Origin of the sequence: Streptomyces sp. DT224 (assembly GCF_049844595.1) — a bacterium.
GTDB lineage: Bacteria > Actinomycetota > Actinomycetes > Streptomycetales > Streptomycetaceae > Streptomyces.
Window position 1 is genome coordinate 115,182 of the sequence record NZ_JBNCLI010000004.1, and the last position, 18,638, is coordinate 133,819.

General features: G+C 71.2%; 12 protein-coding genes. 10 read left to right on the plus strand and 2 right to left on the minus strand.

What is annotated here, in order from left to right; genetic code table 11:
* Positions 1 to 3: 3 nt before the first annotated feature.
* The 5 genes from ACLQ2N_RS10870 to ACLQ2N_RS10890 all read left to right on the plus strand — a co-directional run bounded on the left by ACLQ2N_RS10870 (position 4) and on the right by ACLQ2N_RS10890 (position 8,710).
* Complete coding sequence (locus ACLQ2N_RS10870) at positions 4 to 3,216, plus strand: glycosyl hydrolase 115 family protein (RefSeq protein WP_425811505.1); 3,213 nt, start codon at positions 4 to 6, stop codon at positions 3,214 to 3,216.
* A 37-nt stretch (positions 3,217 to 3,253) separates the two neighbouring features.
* Positions 3,254 to 3,634: a hypothetical protein gene (locus ACLQ2N_RS10875; RefSeq protein ID WP_425811507.1), complete on the plus strand. Its 381-nt coding sequence runs from the start codon at positions 3,254 to 3,256 to the stop codon at positions 3,632 to 3,634.
* A 74-nt stretch (positions 3,635 to 3,708) separates the two neighbouring features.
* On the plus strand, positions 3,709 to 3,987 hold the full coding sequence (locus tag ACLQ2N_RS10880) for a DUF1876 domain-containing protein (protein ID WP_425811509.1): 279 nt from the start codon (positions 3,709 to 3,711) through the stop codon (positions 3,985 to 3,987).
* Between the two features lie 118 nt (positions 3,988 to 4,105).
* Positions 4,106 to 5,203: an NADH:flavin oxidoreductase/NADH oxidase gene (locus ACLQ2N_RS10885; protein WP_425811511.1), complete on the plus strand. Its 1,098-nt coding sequence runs from the start codon at positions 4,106 to 4,108 to the stop codon at positions 5,201 to 5,203.
* A gap of 231 nt (positions 5,204 to 5,434) precedes the next feature.
* On the plus strand, positions 5,435 to 8,710 hold the full coding sequence (locus tag ACLQ2N_RS10890; RefSeq protein WP_425811513.1) for a LamG-like jellyroll fold domain-containing protein: 3,276 nt from the start codon (positions 5,435 to 5,437) through the stop codon (positions 8,708 to 8,710).
* An 86-nt stretch (positions 8,711 to 8,796) separates the two neighbouring features.
* Here the strand turns inward: ACLQ2N_RS10890 and ACLQ2N_RS10895 are convergent, their stop codons facing one another.
* Positions 8,797 to 9,801: a LacI family DNA-binding transcriptional regulator gene (locus ACLQ2N_RS10895; protein ID WP_425811515.1), complete on the minus strand. Its 1,005-nt coding sequence runs from the start codon at positions 9,799 to 9,801 to the stop codon at positions 8,797 to 8,799.
* 155 nt (positions 9,802 to 9,956) lie between these two features.
* Between ACLQ2N_RS10895 and ACLQ2N_RS10900 the strand changes: the two genes are divergently transcribed.
* Positions 9,957 to 10,796 (plus strand): phytanoyl-CoA dioxygenase family protein, encoded by an 840-nt coding sequence (locus ACLQ2N_RS10900; RefSeq protein ID WP_425811517.1) that lies wholly within the window; start codon positions 9,957 to 9,959, stop codon positions 10,794 to 10,796.
* Between the two features lie 53 nt (positions 10,797 to 10,849).
* On the opposite strand, the gene ACLQ2N_RS10905 is transcribed toward ACLQ2N_RS10900, so the two are convergent.
* Positions 10,850 to 13,153, minus strand: coding sequence for a beta-L-arabinofuranosidase domain-containing protein (locus ACLQ2N_RS10905; protein WP_425811519.1), 2,304 nt, complete (start codon positions 13,151 to 13,153; stop codon positions 10,850 to 10,852).
* Positions 13,154 to 13,665: 512 nt separating this feature from the next.
* Between ACLQ2N_RS10905 and ACLQ2N_RS10910 the strand changes: the two genes are divergently transcribed.
* The 4 genes from ACLQ2N_RS10910 (at position 13,666) to ACLQ2N_RS10925 (ending at position 18,559) form a co-directional block, all read left to right on the plus strand.
* The gene (locus tag ACLQ2N_RS10910) at positions 13,666 to 14,754 is read left to right on the plus strand and encodes an ABC transporter substrate-binding protein (protein WP_425811521.1); all 1,089 of its coding nucleotides are present in this window, start codon (positions 13,666 to 13,668) and stop codon (positions 14,752 to 14,754) included.
* Positions 14,755 to 14,871: 117 nt separating this feature from the next.
* A complete protein-coding gene (locus ACLQ2N_RS10915; RefSeq protein ID WP_425811523.1) occupies positions 14,872 to 16,527 on the plus strand; it encodes a sugar ABC transporter ATP-binding protein in 1,656 nt (551 codons plus the stop codon).
* On the plus strand, positions 16,524 to 17,498 hold the full coding sequence (locus tag ACLQ2N_RS10920; RefSeq protein WP_265870103.1) for an ABC transporter permease: 975 nt from the start codon (positions 16,524 to 16,526) through the stop codon (positions 17,496 to 17,498). The genes ACLQ2N_RS10915 and ACLQ2N_RS10920 overlap by 4 nt, the downstream gene beginning before the upstream one ends.
* On the plus strand, positions 17,495 to 18,559 hold the full coding sequence (locus ACLQ2N_RS10925; RefSeq protein ID WP_425811526.1) for an ABC transporter permease: 1,065 nt from the start codon (positions 17,495 to 17,497) through the stop codon (positions 18,557 to 18,559). Before ACLQ2N_RS10920 ends, ACLQ2N_RS10925 begins: the two co-directional genes overlap by 4 nt.
* The last annotated feature ends 79 nt before the right edge of the window (positions 18,560 to 18,638 follow it).

Consider the following 18,638-nt stretch of genomic DNA (forward strand, 5'->3'; position numbering starts at 1 on the left):
AGGATGGACAGCGACACCCCCGGCCCCGGCACCTCCGGCCCCGGCACGTCCCGCCGGACCACCCGCAGATCGGTCCTCGGCCTCGGCCTCGGGCTCACCGCACTCACCGCCACACCCCTCGGCTCCCTCGTCGGACTGACCGGTGAGGCGTCCGCCACCGGACACGGCCCCGCGCCACGGCCCACCGATCCCGGCGCCTACATCTCGTTCACCGCACGGCGCGGCAGCTTCCCGCTGGTCAGGCACGGACGGGCGGCACCGGTCCTGGTCAGCGACCGCGACTGGCCGGGCGTCGTCAGGGTCGCCGGCGACCTCCGCGACGACATCGAGCGCGTCACCGGAGTCCGCCCCGCCCTCTCGCACGGGGCGGTGCCCGAGGCCCGCGAGATCACCATCGTCGGCACCGTGGGCCGCAGCCCCCTGATCGACCGGCTGGTCGCCGACGGCCGGCTCGACGTCTCCTCGATCCGGGGCAAGTGGGAGACCAGCCTCCAGGCCGTCGTCGACAACCCGCTGCCCGGTGTCGAGCGCGCACTCGTCATCGCGGGCAGCGACCAGCGCGGGACCATTTTCGGCGCCTACGACGTCTCGCGCGGCATCGGCGTCTCGCCCTGGTACTGGTGGGACGACGTCGTCCCCGTACACCGCGACGAGATCCACGTACTGCCCGGACGGCACACCCAGGGCACCCCGGCCGTGAAGTACCGCGGCTTCTTCATCAACGACGAGAACCCGGCGCTCGGCACCTGGGCCCCCGCCCACTTCGGCCCCGGCAAGGCACCCGGCTTCGAGGGCGGCTTCAACGCGGACTTCTACGCCCGCGTCTTCGAGGTCATGCTCCGGCTCAAGGCCAACTACCTGTGGCCGGCTGTCTGGGGCCGCGCCTTCGCCGAGGACGACCCGCTCAACCACGCCACCGCCAAGGCGTACGGCGTCGTCATGGGCACCTCGCACGAGGCGCCCATGATGCGCGGCATCGAGGAGTGGAACCGGCATGCCGTCGCCGCCGTACGCGACGGCGAGGGCAACATCACCACCCCCGGCCACGACCCCTACGGCGGCACCGGCGAGTGGTCCTTCCGCCGCAACGCCGACGCGCTCAAGGCGTACTGGGCGGACGGCATCCGCCGGATGAAGGACGAGGACTTCGAGGGCGTCGTCACCCTCGGCATGCGCGGCAACGGCGACGTCAGCCTCCCCGACGGCGACGGCATCGAGCTGATGACCGAGATCATCGCCACCCAGCGGCAGATCCTCGCCGAGGTCTCCGGCAAGGACGTCACGACGATCCCGCAGGTCTGGACGCTCTACAAGGAGGTCCAGCGCTACTGGGACCGGGGCCTGCGCGTCCCCGACGACGTCACCGTGGTCCTCACCGACGACAACTGGGCCAACATCCGCAAGCTCCCCGACCCCGCCGAGGGCCCGAGAAGGGGCGGTTACGGGCTGTACTACCACTTCGACTACGTGGGCGTCGGCCGCAACTACAAGTGGGTCGACACCGCCTCCCTCCCCAACATGTGGGACCAGCTCCACCAGTGCGCCGCGTACGGCAACCACGGCCTGTGGGTCACCAACGTCGGCGACCTCAAGGGCAACGAACTGCCCACGCAGTTCTTCCTGGAGTACGCCTGGAACCCGGAGCGCTGGACGCTGGACCGGCTGCCGGAGTGGGAGGAGACGTACGCCCGGCAGAACTTCGGCGAGAAGCAGGCCGCCGAGATCGCCTCCGTCCTGCGTGAGTACGCCCGGCTGCAGGCCCGCCGCAAGCCCGAACTCCTCAACCGCCGCATCACCCTCGACCCGGCCAAGGACCCCGCGACCGACAGCTCGGCCGTGGTCTACGACGACCGGGCGACCCCCTTCAGCCTCGTCCACTACCGCGAGCTGGAACGCGTCACCGAGGAGTGGCGCCTGCTCGGCGAGCGCGCCGGGCGGATCGGGCGCCGGCTGCCCGCCTCCGCGCAGGACGCCTGGTACGAACTGGTCGGCTACGAGGTCGCGGCCACCGCCAACCTGTACGCGCTGCGCGAGGCGGAGTTCACCAACATCCATTACGCGGCCCAGGGCCGGGCCCTCACCAACGAGCTGGCGGCCACCGCGGAGGCACGGCTCGCCGACGACTTCGCCCTGGCCGACCGCTTCAACAAGAAGATCGCGGGCGGCAAGTGGCAGGGCTTCCAGACCCAGCCGCACATCGACTACGGCGACGTCGAACGCTACGGGCCCAACGCGCCCTGGCAGCAGCCCGAGATCGACAACGTCGCCATCAAGGACGTGCTCTTCCCGGCCGTCAAGCGCATCGACCTGCCGGCCGGGGCCCGGATGGGCGTCGCCGTCGACGGCTCCACCGCATGGTGGCCGCACGAGACCGCGCCCGCCGTGCTGCCGGTGTTCAGCCCGTACCAGACCCGGCCCGCGCAGTACATCGAGGTGTTCAGCCGGGGCCGCGACCCGTTCGACTACCGGGTGCGGACCGGAGCGTCCTGGCTGACCGCCGACCGGGTGCGCGGCCGCGTCACCACGCAGGACCGGATCACGCTGCGCGTCGACTGGGACCGCGCGCCCCGGGGCGTCACCCGCGTCCCGGTCACCGTCACCGGTCCTGACGGGGCGGAGGTGACCGTCACGGCGGTGGCCGACCGCCCGACGCTCTCCCGGTCCCGGCTCGGCGGCTTCGTGGAGGCCGGGGGGTACGTGTCCATCGAGGCCGACCACTACCACCGGGCGGTCGGCGGCGGGGGCATCGGCTGGCAGCGCATCCCGGACATCGGACGGACCGGTGCCGGCATGGAGCCCTTCCCGGTCACCGCGGCCCGTCGGACGCCCGGCGGCCGGAGCCCGCGCCTGGAGTACCGGGTCAGCCTCTTCACCACCGGGCCGGTCACCGTGTACGCGTACCTCTCGCCCCGTAACAACCCGCTGCCGACCGACGGGCTGACGTACGCGGTCTCCTTCGACGACGCCGCCCCGCAGCGGGTGAACGTCACGAAGGCGACGGGGGCCGACGACGGGACCATGAACCCCCAGTGGGCCCGGCACACCTCCGACAACGTCAACATCACCGGCACGGTCCACCGCATCACCGGTCCCGGGGTCCATGTGCTGAAATTCTGGATGGTCGACCCGACGGTGGTCCTCCAGAACCTGGTGATCGACACCGGCGGCCTCGAACCGAGCTACCTGGGCCCGCCGGAAAGCCTCCGGCTGGACTGAGCCCGGAGCACGGAACGTACACGGGAAGGTGCGCACGATGACGGACGAGCACGGGGACGGCGGAATCCTGGAGGTCGCCCCCGCGGGGGCGGAGGTCGGGATCACGGTCGCCGTCCCGTCCGGCGAGCACACCTTCCTGTGCACCCCGGCCCGGGCCCGGGAACTGGCCGCCGCTCTCGCCCTGGCGGCGGAGGAGGCCGAGAGCGGGCCGGCCGACCCCGTCACCGTCAGGGCGGGGGAACTGCGCCGCGGCGATGTGCGCGACGGCGACCGCGCCATGACCGTGGAGGCGGTCAGGGTCGACGGGGGCACCGCCCATGTCACTTGGACCTCCGGGGCGGGCCGCGGCTGGAACCAGATGTACGACGCCGACGCCTCCCTCCCGCTCCGGCGCCGGGGCCGGCCGCCGGGCGCCTGACGAGGGCCACCCGCTCGCGCGCGGACCGCGAACGGGCGCACCCTGGAAGGGAGACCTTCCGGAGGTGGAACCCCATGACCCGAACCGCTGTCGGATGGCACATCGAGCTCGCATTCGAGGAGGACACCCACCGCACCCGCGCGGCCGCCCTGGTGCGGCTCTCCGACGGACAGGAGGTGCGCGCCCACGGCTACGCCAGCCGCCACCCCTCCGACGCCGAGCAGCCCCGGGTCGGGGAGGAGATCGCCGGAGCCCGCGCGCTCAACGAACTGGCCATGAAGCTCCTGACCAAGGCCCACGACGAGATAGACGAGGCGGCCGGCCGCAGCTCGTATCCGCTGAAACCCCGCTGACCCGGACTCCGCGGAACGGCGGACCGCTTGTACGGGGGCGGTCGTAATTTGACGGGCGTCGTACTACGGGATGTATCGTACTAGCGATCCTTCCGTACCCGGCGAAACGGAGTCCGTCGTGAGTGCCCTCTTCGAGCCCTTCACCCTCAGGTCGCTTGTCGTACCCAACCGGGTGTGGATGGCGCCCATGTGCCAGTACAGCGCCGAGGTGGAGGGGCCGGGGACGGGTGTGCCCAACGACTGGCACTTCGCCCATCTCGCCGCCCGCGCCACCGGCGGTACCGGCCTGATCCTCACCGAGGCCACGGCCGTCAGCCCCGAGGGCCGCATCAGCCCGGCCGACCTCGGCATCTGGAACGACACCCAGGCCGAGGCGTTCCGCCGGATCACCGACTTCGTCAGGGCGCACGGCTCCGTGGCCGGCATCCAGCTCGCCCACGCGGGCCGCAAGGCGTCGACCGCCGCGCCCTGGACCGGCGGCGGCCCCGTCGGCCCCGAGGAGCACGGCTGGACCCCGGTCGGCCCCAGCCCGCTGCCGTTCGACGACGGCTACCCGGTCCCGCACGAGCTGACCGCCGACGAGATCGCGCGCGTCGTGGACGACTTCCGCCGGGCCGCCCGCCGCGCCCTGGACGCGGGCTTCCAGGTGGCCGAGGTGCACGGGGCGCACGGCTACCTCATCGGCCAGTTCCTCTCCCCGCACAGCAACCACCGCACCGACGAGTACGGCGGCAGCTTCGAGAACCGCGTCCGCCTCGCCCTCCAGGTGGTCGACGCCGTACGCGAGGTGTGGCCCGAGGAGCTGCCGGTCTTCTTCCGCGTCTCCGCGACGGACTGGCTCACCGAGAATCCCGAGGATGAGCGCGAGGGCTGGACGGCCGACGAGACCGTGCGCCTCGCGGCGCTCCTGCGGGACCACGGGGTGGACCTGCTCGACGTCTCCACCGGCGGCAACGCGCCCCGCGCCCGTATCGCCACCGGCCCCGGCTACCAGGTGCCCTTCGCCGAGCGTGTGAAGCGGGAGACCTCGCTGCCGGTGGCGGCCGTCGGCCTCATCACGGAGCCGCAGCAGGCCGAGAAGATCCTCGGCGAGGGCCGCGCGGACGCCGTCCTCCTCGGACGCGAACTGCTGCGCAGCCCCTCCTGGGCCCGGGACGCGGCCCGCGCGCTGAACGGCACGGTGCACGCCCCCGCCCCCTACGGCTACGCCATCTGACCCGCCCTCAGGGCTTGCCCTTTCGTACCCGGCCGCCCCCTTCGCACCCAAGGTGTGCGAAGGGGGCGGTCTGCGTGCTCCCTTGCGGGGCTCGCGCCGGCCGTGTTTTCTATCGTTGAAAAAACCTCGCGCACGACTGTTGTTTTGCGTTTGGTGCTGTGGCTCAATGTTCGATTGTGTGCTGTGCCTCACAGGTTCGAGGCACTTCAGCTCTCTCGACAGGACGACGCCTTGAGACCACAAACGCCCCACCCCCGCGCTCTGTTCAGGACGGCGGCCTGCGCCGCCGCACTGCTCATCCCCCTCGGTGCCACGCTCGTCCCGGCCGCAGCGGCCGCCCCCGCGAGCGCCGCCTCGACCACCTTCAAGGCCGGCGACCCGGCCACCACCGTCCACGGGCTGAAGGGCGAGTACTTCAGCATGTCCGCGCCGGGTGCGCGCGACTTCGACAAGCTGGGCGGGGTCTCGCTCGACCCGAACATCAACTTCCCGGGCCTCACCGGCACGTTCGAGTCGACCACCGGTCAGACGGAGAACACCACCGCCCGCTGGACCGGCTTCATCACCGCCCCCGAGGACGGCGACTACACCTTCGCCGCCAGCGGCGACAACGGCTTCCGGCTCTTCATCGACGGCAAGGCCGTCATCGACCACTGGCAGCCGGACTGGGACAACGAGCAGACCAGCGAGCCGATATCGCTCAAGGCCGGCGAGCCGCACGAGTTCAAGCTGGAGATGTTCCAGGACGTCGGTGGCGCCAACATGTTCCTGCGCTGGTCCAGCCCGAACCTGGCCAGGCAGTTCGTCCCGGAGTCCGCCTTCACCCCGCCCGCCGACTTCGAGGTCTACCCGGTCGGGCTGAGCGTCGGGGACGACGGCACCGAGCTCCACGCGGTCTTCGACGACAAGGTCAGCGACTACGCGGACCTGAAGAACCACCTCACCATCGAGGCCGACACCACCCCGATGCCGGTCAAGTCCGTCACCCTGGCCCCCAGCGGCAAGGAACTCGTCGTCAAGCTGGACGCCGCCGTGCTCAAGGGCCAGCGCGTCAAGATCGCGTACGACGGCGAGGGCGGCCTGAAGGCGGGCGGCGAGACCGTCCCGGAGATCAACCGCACCGCCACCAACAACTCCACGCACCGTCTCACCACCAAGTGGGGCGACAAGGTCGACCGCAACCACCCGCTGCCCGAGTACCCCCGGCCGCAGCAGGTGCGCGACAAGTGGAAGAACCTCAACGGCCAGTGGGAGTTCGCCGGGGCCAAGGCGGGCGAGCAGCCCGTCTTCGGCAAGAAGCTCGGTGAGCGCATCACCGTTCCGTATCCGGTCGAGTCGCAGCTCTCCGGCCTGGAGCGCCACGAAGACCACATGTTCTACCGCAAGCTCGTCACCGTCCCGCAGAACTGGGCGGTCAAGGCTGACAAGCACGGCAAGAGCAACCGGCTGAAGCTCAACTTCGGCGCCGTCGACTACCAGGCCACCGTCTGGGTCAACGGCAAGAAGGTCGCCGAGCACACCGGCGGCTACACCGCCTTCACCGCCGACATCACCGACGCGATCAAGGGCAGCGGCCCGCAGGAGATCGTCGTCGGGGTCACCGACACCACCGGCCCCGACCAGCCCACCGGCAAGCAGTCGGCCAACCCCGGCGGCATCTTCTACACCGCCTCCTCCGGCATCTGGCAGACCGTCTGGATGGAGCCCGTCGCCCCGGCGGCCGTCGACTCCCTGACGACCACCCCGGACATCGACAAGGGCCGCCTGGCCCTGAAGGTGAACTCCGAGGACGCCTCGAAGTCGGCGCGGATCACCGCCGTCGCCCGCGACAAGAAGGGCAAGGTCGTCGGCACGGTCACCGGACCGGCCAACAGCGACCTGAGCCTGCCCGTCGCCAAGCAGCATCTGTGGACGCCGGACGACCCGTACCTGTACGACCTGGAGGTCACCCTCAAGGACGGCAGCTCCAAGGACACCGTCGACAGCTACTTCGGCATGCGCTCCGTCGGCATCGCCAACGTCGGCGGCTACCAGAAGATCGTCCTCAACGGGAAGCCGTTCTTCTCGCTCGCCCAGCTCGACCAGGGCTTCTACCCGGACGGCCTGAACACCGCGCCCAGTGACGACGCGCTGGTCTTCGACCTGAAGGCGCAGAAGGACCTCGGCTTCAACTCGGTGCGCAAGCACATCAAGGTCGAGCCCGCCCGCTGGTACTACCACGCCGACCAGCTCGGTCTGTTCGTGTGGCAGGACTTCGTATCCGGCAACCTCACCAACGAGAAGGGCCACCAGGCCTTCATCGATCAGGGTGCCGAGGAGATGGAGCAGCTCCACAACTACCCCTCGATCGGTTCCTGGATCGTCTTCAACGAAGGCTGGGGCGAATGGGACCGCACCGAGACCGGGAAGATCACGGAGAAGGTCCAGGCCGCCGACCCCTCCCGCATCGTCAACGCCCACAGCGGTGTCAACTGCTGCAACTCGAAGGGTGACTCGGGCAAGGGCGACATCATCGACCACCACGACTACAACAACACCGACCCGGCCTTCCCGGACGCCAACCGCGCCGCGATGGACGGCGAGCACGGCGGCTTCACCCTGCGGATGCCCGGCCACATGTGGCCCGGCGCCCCGACCGCGATCTACAGCGGCGTCGCCGACAAGGCGGCGCTGACCGCCAAGTACGTCGAGAACACCCGCAAGTACTACCTGGAGGCGGCCGGCGCCGAACTCTCCGGCTCCATCTACACCCAGGTGACCGACCTGGAGAACGAGCTCAACGGCCTCTGGACGTACGACCGCCGCGAGATCAAGGTCGACGCCGCCCAGGTCCGCAAGATCAACCAGGAGGTCATCGCCGCCGGCGCCGCCGCGGGCACCCGCACCCCGGTCAAGGGCGGCGGCTCCTGGTCGCTGGACGAGAACAAGGGCACCAAGGCCGCCGACAGCGGCCCGAACCACAAGGACCTCACCCTCTCCGAGGGCACGTCCTGGACCACCGGCGTGCACGGCTCGGCGCTGAAGTTCAACGGTGAGGGCCAGTACGCGGAGACCGACGGCCCGGTCGTCGACACCACCGGCGACTACACCATCTCGGCCTGGGCGTCCCTGGACGCGCTGCCCGGCAACTACGCCACCGTCGTCAGCCAGGACGGCCGGCGCCAGGAGAACCCGTTCTACCTCCAGTACGGTCAGGGCGCGTTCGCCTTCTCCACCCCCGGCGCCCACCGGGCCCGTGCGGAGATGACCCCGGAGCTCGGCCACTGGTACCACCTGGTCGGCGTCCGCAGCGGTGACCGGATCAAGCTGTACGTGGACGGCAAGCTCGCCGCCACCGCCGCGGCCGGATCGGCCGACATGAGCAGCGGCGCCCTCTCCCTGGGCCGCGCCAAGTGGTCGGGCAACAACACCGACTTCTGGAACGGCTCCGTGGACCAGGTGCAGGTGTACGACAAGGCGCTCACCGACCAGGAGGTGACCGCGCTGTACGACGGCGGGAAGGCGTAAGCCCTCCCCGCACCCAGGACCGCTCCCGGCGGTGCGCGGCACAGGCCCGCACCGCCGGGAGCTTCCGGCTGCCCGGAGAAGGGCCCTTACGCCCCGCTGCTCTCCCGCACGAGGAGCCGGTGCGGGACCACGATCCGCCGCGCCGCCAGCCCCGACAGCCGCCCGAGGACGCGCTCGCTCAGGCACTGCACCGCCCGCTCGGCGATCTGCGCCAGGTCGGGTGAGACCGTGGTCAGCGAAGGCGTGGAGAACCGACCGTCCTCGATGTCGTCGAAGCCCACCAGTGCCAGTTCCTCGGGCACCCGCACCCCCCGCTCACCGGCCGCCCGCAGCGCCCCCAGGGCCAGTTCGTCACTGAAGCAGAACACCGCGTCCGGGCGCTCCGGCATGAGCAGCAGCTCACCCAGCGCCCGCGCCCCCTCCGCCCGGTGCAGGTCCGCCACCTCCACCTCGGCGACCGGGCTCAGCCCCGCCTCGGCGAGCCCCTGCCGGAAGCCCTCGGCCCGCAGCTCGGCGGTGCCGTGCCCCAGCGCGGACTGGAGCCCGATCGCGGCGACCCGCCGGCGGCCGGCCGCCACCAGGTGCCGGGCGGCGTCCCGGGCCGCCGCCACGTTGTCCAGGGCCACATGGTCGATGGACCCGTGCGGATCGAGTTCGCCGAGCACGACAAGCGGCAGGCCGCCCGCGAGCGAGGCCAGTTCGGCGGGGGGCGTCGACCACGGGCTGATGACCATGCCGTCCACCTGGTGCCCCTCGGAGCCGTCAAGCAGCCTCCGCTCCAGGTCCGCCCGGCCCCCGGTCCGCTCCACGAGCACCGTCCAGCCGCGCTCCTGGGCCGCGTCGATGAGGAGGCCCGTGAGCGCGCCGAAGTAGGGGGAGTGGATCTCCGGGACGGCCACACCGATGAGCCCCGTGCGGCCCTGGCGGAGGTTGCGCGCGGCGAGGTTGGGCCGGTAGCCCAGCTCCTCGACCGCCGCGAGCACCCGGGCCCGGGTGCCGGGGGCCACGGCCGCCGCGTTGCTCACCACGTTGGAGACGGTCCTGACGGACACACCGGCGAGCGCGGCCACGTCCTTGAGTCTCGCTGCCACGTTCGGTGCTCCTGCTCTGTGCCGGCGGGCGGAGTTACCGCGCCCTGTGCGCAGTGACCGTAACAGGTGGTGCGCGATCCGGCCGCGCAGACTCTTGCCACGTTGGTTGCAACGTTGCAATATGAGGGTGCTCCGAACGAAGGAAGGAACACACCATGACTGAGGCCGCGACCACCACCGCCCCCTTCCCGCCCGTCGAGGACGCGGTGCGTGACCTGTACGGCCCGGGGATCACCGCCTGCCGGGCGGCGTTCAGCCCGGAGTGGGCGGACCGCATGCGCGAGGACATCGACGCGGCGTTCGCCGAGGCGCGCGGCCGGGAGGGCGGCGCGGTCGGCCGCGGCCCGCACCGCTACTACGTGGAGATCCACCCGGAGCAGCTGCGGGGCTTCGTGGACCTGGTCGACCACCCCTGGGTGCGCGCGGTCAGCGAGGCGGTCCTCGGCCCCGGTTACCGGATCGTGGAGCTGGGCTTCGACGTGCCGCTGGCCGGGGCGGTGAACCAGCCCTGGCACCGCGACTTCCCGATGCCCGAGGAGACCCGCCGCGACCGCAGGCTCACCTCGCTGGCGTTCAACCTCACCGCTGTCGACACCCGTGAGGACATGGGCCCGTTCGAGATCGCGCCCGGCACCCAGTGGGACGACGACGCCCGCTTCGGGCACGCGATGTTCCCGCGCCGCGAGGACTACCCGCGCTACGAGGCCCTGGCCGAGCGCAAGTACCCGCAGCGCGGCGACATCTCGGCGCGCTCGGCCCTGACCATCCACCGGGGCACGGCCAACCAGTCGCAGGACCCGCGCCCGGTCCTGGTCCTCGGCGTGGACGCCCCGGGCGCGGGCAACGACGGCCACCACGACATGGCGGTCACCAGGGGCTTCTGGGAGTCGCTGCCCGAGCGGGTCCGGGCGCACCTGGGCTGCCCGGTGGTCGACCGCCTCGCCCCCATCGTGCAGAAGCACACCATCGAGGGCCTGGTCATGGGCGACGCGTGACGAAACCGGGGTCCGGCGGCAGCCGCCGGGCCCCGGCCGGACCCCGGCTCACCTCAGACGAGCTGCCAGAGGTGGTCGTCGGTGCCGTTGTCGTCGAACTGCACGACGTGCGCGCTGTCGGCCGTGGACATGTTGTCGACGCCGAGCACCTTGCCCGAGTGGTGGTTGCGGATGCGGTGCCAGCCGTCGCCCTCCGCGACCAGCCGCCAGTCGTGGTCGTCGGTGCCCGTGTCCCCGAACTGCACCACGTGCGCGCTGTTGGCGGTGGACATGCTGTCGACGCCCAGGACCTTGCCGGAGTGGCGGTTGCGGATGCGGTACCAGCGGTCCGCGAGCCACGGTTCGGCGTCCGGGGCAGCGGTCGGGAACGAGGTGACGCGCAGCCTCGCCGCTCCCATCGGCACGAGGGTGACCTCCTCCACCGGCTCGGTGCTGCGGGCCGGCGAGTCCTGGAGCGGGGCCACCACGTGCTCGTCGTCGGCCGTCCACTCCGGGATGCGGCGCGCCTTCGCGGTGATGGACAGCGGGGTCCCGTCGAGCGTGAAGGGGTTGCCGCCCTTCACCCCGCGGGCGGTGTGGTGGCGCAGGGACGCGGCGGGCTTCTTCGCGTCCAGGACGAGCCCGTAGTTCCACGGGCCGGCCGCGTGGACCGCGTACTCGGGGAACTGCTCGCTGCCGCCGATGCGCTCGTACGTCTCGCCGATGCGCAGGGAGTACGTGAGCGGGCCGCGGTCGACGCTGACGGCGCCGTGGTTGTGCGCCCAGGTGCGTACGGTGGTGCGCTGCGGGAAGCGCAGGACGACCCGGTCCCCGTCGGCCCAGGTGCGGTCGATCCGGGTGAAGGCGGGTCCGGCCGGGGCGGCCACGCGCCGCCCGTTCACCGTGATCTCGGGTGCGTCGCACCAGGCGGGGACGCGCAGCACCAGGGGGAAGGACAGCCGCTTCGGCGCCTTCAGGGTGAGGGTGACGGTCTCCTTGAAGGGGTAGTCCGTCTCCTCGGTGAACGTGACCTCGGTTCCGTCGGCGACCTTGGCCGTCACCTCGCAGGCGGCGTACATCGCGGCGGCCAGGCCCCCGTCGGGGGTGGCGAGCCACAGCTCCTCGGTGAAGTAGGGCCAGCCCATGCCGTAGTTGTGCGGGCAGCAGCGGTACTGGTCGACGCCCGGCAGGAACGCCTGCATGGCAAAGCCGTTCTGGAACTGGCGCTCCGACTTGGGCACGTTGTCCAGGTCCACGCTGTTGGCGCTGGTGATGTAGTGGATCGCCTTCCCCGACGGGTCGAGCGAGGCGGGCAGCGAGTTGAACGCCAGCTCCTCGCAGCGGTCGGCCCACAGCGGGTCGCCGGTGATCCGGGTCAGCAGCTGGTGGCTGGCCATGAACTCCACGATCCCGCAGGTCTCGAAGCCCTGCCGGGGATCGCCGTGCCCGGGCCGCGCGTTCTCGTCCCCGGCAAAGCCGCCGCCGGGGAACTGGCCGTACTGGTCCATGGCCTTGCCGTACGTCCCGTACGTGTCCCGGGTGTCCTGGGCCGAGCCGCTGCGCAGCGCGTACTGCGCGGGCTCGCGGAAGCCCTGGGCGATGTTCACGTTGTGCGGGTTGACCAGGTTGTCGCCCCAGTCGGCCCCGTACGCGTGGATCTTGTCGGCGAGGTCCAGGAGGAAGGTGTCGCCGGTGCGGTTGAAGAGCCAGAAGACGCTGTCCAGGCCGTCGCCCCAGCGCAGGGCGATCCAGCTGGTGTTGAAGGCGCCCGGGCCCTGGGCGTTCATGTAGCGGAAGAACCGGCTCAGGAAGGGGATGATCCGGGTGTCCCCGGTGTACTCCTGCCAGGAGCGCAGGGCCTGCACGAGCGGCAGGAACGGCCAGAAGTCCGGTCCGCCGTTCAGCGAGGTGCGCAGTGCCTTCGGGCCGAAGAACCCGTCGGACTGCTGGGTGGCGAGGATCGCGTCGAACCAGCGGCGCACCGCCGCGAGCGCCTTCGCGTCGCCGGTGACGATCGCCAGGTCGGTGTAGCCGCGCAGCCAGTACGGGACCTCCTCCCAGCCGCCGAGTTCGGGGCGCACCCAGCCGGTGGCCGTGAAGTCGAGGAAGTGCGAGAACTCCTCGTACCGGCCGCACAGCCCGTCCAGCTGGAGCTTCAGCTGCCCGGCGAGCCAGCCGCGCGCGGTGACCTTGCCGGGCGGGAGTTTCAGGAAGGCGGTGGGGTGCAGGGGTTGCGCGTTGGGGGAGTAGTGGCCGCCGTGCGCGGGCCGCGCGCGGTGCTCGGCGGCGGTCGCGGTGGCCGACCAGCGGCCGGCCGCCGTGGTGGCGGCGACGGTGGCGAGGGCGCCGGTCATGAGCTGTCTGCGGTTCAGGGGCATGGGAGAGGGCTCCTGCTCTGCCGGACGCGGGGCTCCGGCTGAAGGAATGCGCATGACAAGAAGGGGATGTGGCGGTGCGGCGGTCCGGTTCGGATGCGCGCATGGCGAAGAACGCCGCCACGACCCGGGCGGAGGGTGCGATGCCTCTTCTGCAACGTTGGAAATCGGGGTTCCGGCGGTATGACAGCACGTCGTCGGGCGGCTGTCCAGGGGTGCGGCGGCATCGCCCCCGCCGGGTGCCGCCGCCCGGCGAGGCTCGTCCCGACACATTTTGGAAACGCATCGACCACGCTCTTGCCGCCCGTGCCGCACCGCCTATATAACGTTGTAAACCGAGCCGCCGAGAGGCCGCGCAGGCTCTCACGACCGCAGTTTGTGCAGCTAGGGGCCGTCTCCTAGCGGGGCCGTGAGTGCAGTGACATCGGCCGCCGCGCAGCGGCCGATGCATCGTCCAGCCATGACCGACCGCACGCCCTTCGGCGTGCCGTCAACCCGCCAAGGAGCCCCCGCGCATGATGATCCAGCGTCGAACCCGTACCCTCGCCGTGGCCTGCGTTCTCGCCGCCACCGCCACGCTGGCCGTTTCCGGCTGCTCCAAGTCGGAGGGCTCGGACAACGCCGCGAGCAGCGACAGCAGTCAGGCGGCGCAGGCGGCCAAGACCCCCGAGTCGTCGTCCGGTTCCGGTTGCTCGCTGCAGAGCTACGGCGCACCGAAGCTCGACCTGAAGAACGCCGTGGTCGGTTTCTCCCAGTCGGAGAAGGAGGCCAACCCCTTCCGTATCGCCGAGACCCAGTCCATCAAGGACGAGGCCAAGAAGATCGGCGTCAAGAAGCTGCTCACCACCAACGCCCAGTCGCAGCTGTCCAAGCAGATCAGCGACATCCAGGACATGCTCGCCCAGGGCGCCCAGTTCCTCATCGTCGCCCCGCTGAACTCCGACGGCCTGGAGCCGGCCCTCAAGGCCGCCGCCGCCAAGAAGGTCCCGGTCCTCACCGTCGACCGCAAGCTCAACGCCACCGCCTGCAAGGACTACGTGGCCTTCCTGGGCTCCGACTTCGTGGAGCAGGGCAAGCGCGCAGCCGACGCGATGATCAAGTCGACCGGCGGCAAGGGCAAGGTCGCCATCCTCCTCGGGTCGTCGGGCAACAACGTCACCACCGACCGCACCAAGGGCTTCGTCGACCAGCTCAAGGCCAAGGCCCCCGACATGGAGATCGTCGCCCAGCAGACCGGTGAGTTCGCCCGCGACAAGGGCCAGCAGGTCACCGAGCAGCTGATCCAGTCCAAGCCCGGCATCACCGCCATCTACGCGGAGAACGACGAGATGGGCCTCGGCGCCGTCACCGCCGTGAAGGCCGCCGGCAAGAAGCCCGGCAAGGACATCAAGATCGTCTCCGTCGACGGCACCCGCAACGCCGTCCAGGCCATCGTCAACGGCGAGTACAACGCCGTCATCGAGTCCAACCCGCGCTTCGGCCCGCTGGCCTTCGCGACCGCCCAGAAGTTCTACGGCGGCGAGGAGATCCCCGAGAACGTCATCATCAGCGACCGCTCCTACGACGAGTCCAACGCCAAGTCCACGGTCGGCAACGCGTTCTGATCCCAGCCGGCCCCAACTGCCCGTACCGGCTCCGTCGGTTCCCGGCCGCCGTGGCGCACCCCGTCACGGCGGCCACCGGGCCCCCATCCTTGGAAGAGCGGAAGGCCAAGACCAGCCATGGCACCACCCGAAGCAGTACCGCAGCCGCCGGAGCCGGCCGCCGACGTGAAGGAGAGGAACGCGGCCGGAACGGCCCTCGCGGACGAGGCCGCCGCGGCACCGGCCGTCCTGGAGGCCCGCTCGGTCAGCAAGCGGTTCCCGGGCGTCGTCGCCCTCGACGGTGTCTCCTTCTCCCTGCGCGCCGGCGAGACCCACGCCCTGGTGGGGGAGAACGGCGCCGGCAAGTCCACCCTCATCAAGGTGCTGACCGGCGTCTACCGCCCCGACGAGGGCGAACTGCGCCTGGCCGGCCGGCCGATCGCGTTCGCCCGGCCGTTCGAGGCGCAGGAGGCCGGGATCTCCACGATCTACCAGGAGGTGAACCTCGTCCCGCTGATGAGCGTGGCGCGCAACATCTTCCTCGGCCGCGAGCCCAAGAACCGCTTCGGCCTGATCGACTTCCCCCGGATGCACCGCGAGGCGAGCGAACTGCTCGACGGCTTCGGCGTCCGCGTCGACCCGAAGCGCCCCCTGCACACCCTGGGCATCGGCACCCAGCAGATGGTCGCGATGGCCCGCGCCGTCTCGGTGAACGCCCAGGTCGTCATCATGGACGAACCCACCTCCTCGCTGGAACCCCGCGAGGTCGAGACCCTCTTCCGGGTCATCGAGGACCTCCGGGGACGCGGCATCGCCGTCCTCTACGTCAGCCACCGCATGGACGAGCTGTACCGGATCTGCGACCGGGTCACCGTCCTGCGCGACGGCCACCACATCCACACTGGCGACCTCGCCGACCTCGACCGGATGCAGCTCGTCTCGATGATGCTCGGCCGCGACATGGCCGAGGTACGCCGCGAAGGGCTCACCAGCTTCGGCTCCGAGGGTCACGAGGCCGCGCGCACCCCCGTCCTCACCGCCACAGGCCTCTCCCGCGACCACCAGCTGCACGACATCTCCCTCGACCTGTACGCGGGTGAGGTCCTGGGCCTCGGCGGCCTCCTCGGCTCCGGCCGCAGCGAGACCGCGAAGGCCATCGCCGGTGCGCTCTCCCTGAACTCGGGAGAGGTGAGCATCGCCGGGCGCACCCTGCGCCGCCTCACCTCCGCCGGCGCTATCCGGGCCGGCATCAGCCTGCTGCCCGAGGACCGCAAGGCCGAGGGCATCGTGCCCGGGCTCTCGGTCCGCGAGAACATCGTGCTGGCCGCGATGCCCCGGCTCTCCCGCGCCGGCATCGTCTCGCGCGCCAAGCAGGACCGCATTGTCGACATCTTCATGAAGCGACTGAGGATCAAGGCGGCGAGCCCCGAGCAGAAGGTCGGCGAGCTCTCCGGCGGAAACCAGCAGAAGGTGCTGCTGGCCCGCTGGCTCTGCCTGGAACCCAAGGTCCTGCTGCTGGACGAACCCACCCGGGGCATCGACGTCGGCGCCAAGGCCGAGGTCCAGAGCCTCATCGACGACCTCGCCCGCGAGGGCCTGGCCGTCCTGCTCATCTCCTCCGACATCGAGGAACTGATCGAGGGCGCCGACCGGATCGTCGTCCTGCGGGGCGGCGCGGTCGCGGGCGAACTGGCGGGAGACGAGGTGGCGGAGAGCCATCTGCTCGAAGTGCTCGCCGACCACTCACCGGCAGCCGCGGACAAGGCGCCGGCCGCGAAGGAGGACCCCCGATGACCCAGGCCGCAGTCACCACCCCCGCAGCCCGGCCGCTCGCCCGGCTGCGCGACCCCGCCTGGTACCAGGAGTACGGCGTCTACCTCGCCGTCGCGGTGGTCCTCGTCTTCAACGCCCTGTTCACCGAGCACTTCATGACGGTGGACAACCTGCGCACCCAGCTTGTCCAGGTCGCCCCGATCGTCATCGTCGCCCTCGGCATGGCGCTCGTCATCGGCACCGAGGGCGTCGACCTGTCCGTCGGCTCGACCATGGCCCTGGCCGCCGCGCTGCTGCCGCTCTACCTCGGCTACGGACTGGTCCCCGCACTCGTCATGGCGCTGCTGGCCGGCGCCCTCGTCGGAGCGGTCAACGGCACCCTGGTCTCGCTCGTCGGCCTCCAGCCGATCGTCGCCACACTCGCCCTGTTCGTCGGCGGCCGGGGCCTCGCCCTGGTCATGGCGGACAGCCAGCTCAAGCAGATCGTCAACCCCGACCTGCTCTCCCTGGGCACCGGCTCCTTCCTCGGCATCCCGCTGGTCGTCCTGATCGCCGGCGTCCTCGCCGTCGCCGTGGCCTTCCTCGTCACCCGGACCACCTTCGGCCGGCAGGTCGTCGCCATCGGCGGCAACCGCTCCGCCGCCGCCCTGGCCGGACTGCCCGTACGGCGGGTGCTCATCGGCGTGTACGTGCTCTGCGGGGTGCTCGCCGCCCTCGCGGGAGTCCTGGCCACCGCCAGGCTCACCGCCAGCGACCCCTCCTCGCTCGGCACCCTCATGGAACTCTCCGCCATCACGGCGGTCGTGGTGGGCGGAACCCCGCTCAACGGCGGCTCCATCCGGGTCCTCGGCACCGTCGCCGGCGCCCTGCTGATGCAGCTGCTGCGGGCCACCCTCATCAAGCACGACCTGCCCGACTCCACCGCACAGATCGCCCAGGCGGCCATCATCATCGCCGCCGTCTACGTCGCCCGGGAGCGTCGGTCCCGATGAACGAAACCTCACCTGCCCCGGCGGCCCCCGCCCCGGCCCCGCGCAAGACCCCCGCCGCCTCCGGCGCCACCGCACCGGCGCCCGGTGCCGCGGCGCCGCGCACGACCGGCCGGCGGATCGCCGAACTCCTGCAACGCCAGGGCGTCCTGGTCGTCTTCCTGGCGGTCGTGATCGTCGCGTCCTGCATCTACCCGACGACGTTCTCCACCCTGGACAACGCCCGCGGAGTGACCGTCCAGGCATCGTTCCTGGCCGTCGTCGCGCTCGGGATGACCATGGTCATCATCACCGGCGGCATCGACCTCTCCGTCGGATCCGTCTTCGCCCTGGGCGGGGTGCTGGCCGCCTGGGCCTCCCAATGGGGCGTCCTGCCCGCCCTGTTGGTCCCGCTGGCGGTGTGCGGCGCGATCGGCCTGCTCAACGGCTTCCTCGTGGCGCGCGCCGGAATGGCCCCGTTCATCGTCACGCTCGCCACCCTCCTCGGGGCGCGCGGACTGCTCCTCGCGATCACGGACGAGGGCGCCACCACCTACCTGGTCCCCAAGGACTCCGCCTTCGCCGAACTCGGCCAGGGTGCCGTCTGGGGCTTCGGCTACCCGATCTTCATCGCCCTCGCGCTGTTCGGCCTCGGCGGACTCCTCCTCCAGCGCACCTCGTTCGGGCAGTCGATCTTCGCCGTCGGCGGCAGCAGCGACGCCGCCACGCTGATGGGCCTGCCCGTCGCCCGTACGAAGATGCTCGTCTACACGCTCAGCGGGCTGCTGGCCGGGCTGGCCGGCGCGCTCAACGCCGCCCGGCTCTCCTCCGGAGTCACCATCGTCGGCGTGGGCATGGAGCTCGACGCGATCTCCGCCGTCGTCATCGGCGGCACCCTCCTCATCGGCGGCGCGGGCTCCATCAGCGGGACGCTCTGGGGCGTCCTGCTCCTTCAGGTCATCCAGAACCTGATCAACCAGATTGGCTCGCTGAACTCCTCGTACCAGTCGGTCGTCAGCGGCGGTTTCCTTATCGTTGTCGTCGTGGCCCAGCGCTATCTGGCGCGCAGCCGCAGAACCACCTGAACCGGTGCCGGGGCCCCACCTCCCCGGCACCGTTCGAGCCGATCGAGCCGAGCCGGCGGGAGCCGGGCCACCGCGCCTC

Excerpts from the sequence above, each read along its gene's own strand:
- ACLQ2N_RS10870 (WP_425811505.1), top strand. The coding sequence starts at position 4 with ATGGACAGCGACACCCCCGGCCCCGGCACCTCCGGCCCCGGCACGTCC.
- ACLQ2N_RS10875 (WP_425811507.1), top strand. The coding sequence starts at position 3,254 with ATGACGGACGAGCACGGGGACGGCGGAATCCTGGAGGTCGCCCCCGCG.
- ACLQ2N_RS10880 (WP_425811509.1), top strand. The coding sequence starts at position 3,709 with ATGACCCGAACCGCTGTCGGATGGCACATCGAGCTCGCATTCGAGGAG.
- ACLQ2N_RS10900 (WP_425811517.1), top strand. The coding sequence starts at position 9,957 with ATGACTGAGGCCGCGACCACCACCGCCCCCTTCCCGCCCGTCGAGGAC.
- ACLQ2N_RS10905 (WP_425811519.1), bottom strand. The coding sequence starts at position 13,153 with ATGCCCCTGAACCGCAGACAGCTCATGACCGGCGCCCTCGCCACCGTC.
- ACLQ2N_RS10910 (WP_425811521.1), top strand. The coding sequence starts at position 13,666 with ATGATGATCCAGCGTCGAACCCGTACCCTCGCCGTGGCCTGCGTTCTC.
- ACLQ2N_RS10915 (WP_425811523.1), top strand. The coding sequence starts at position 14,872 with ATGGCACCACCCGAAGCAGTACCGCAGCCGCCGGAGCCGGCCGCCGAC.
- ACLQ2N_RS10920 (WP_265870103.1), top strand. The coding sequence starts at position 16,524 with ATGACCCAGGCCGCAGTCACCACCCCCGCAGCCCGGCCGCTCGCCCGG.
- ACLQ2N_RS10925 (WP_425811526.1), top strand. The coding sequence starts at position 17,495 with ATGAACGAAACCTCACCTGCCCCGGCGGCCCCCGCCCCGGCCCCGCGC.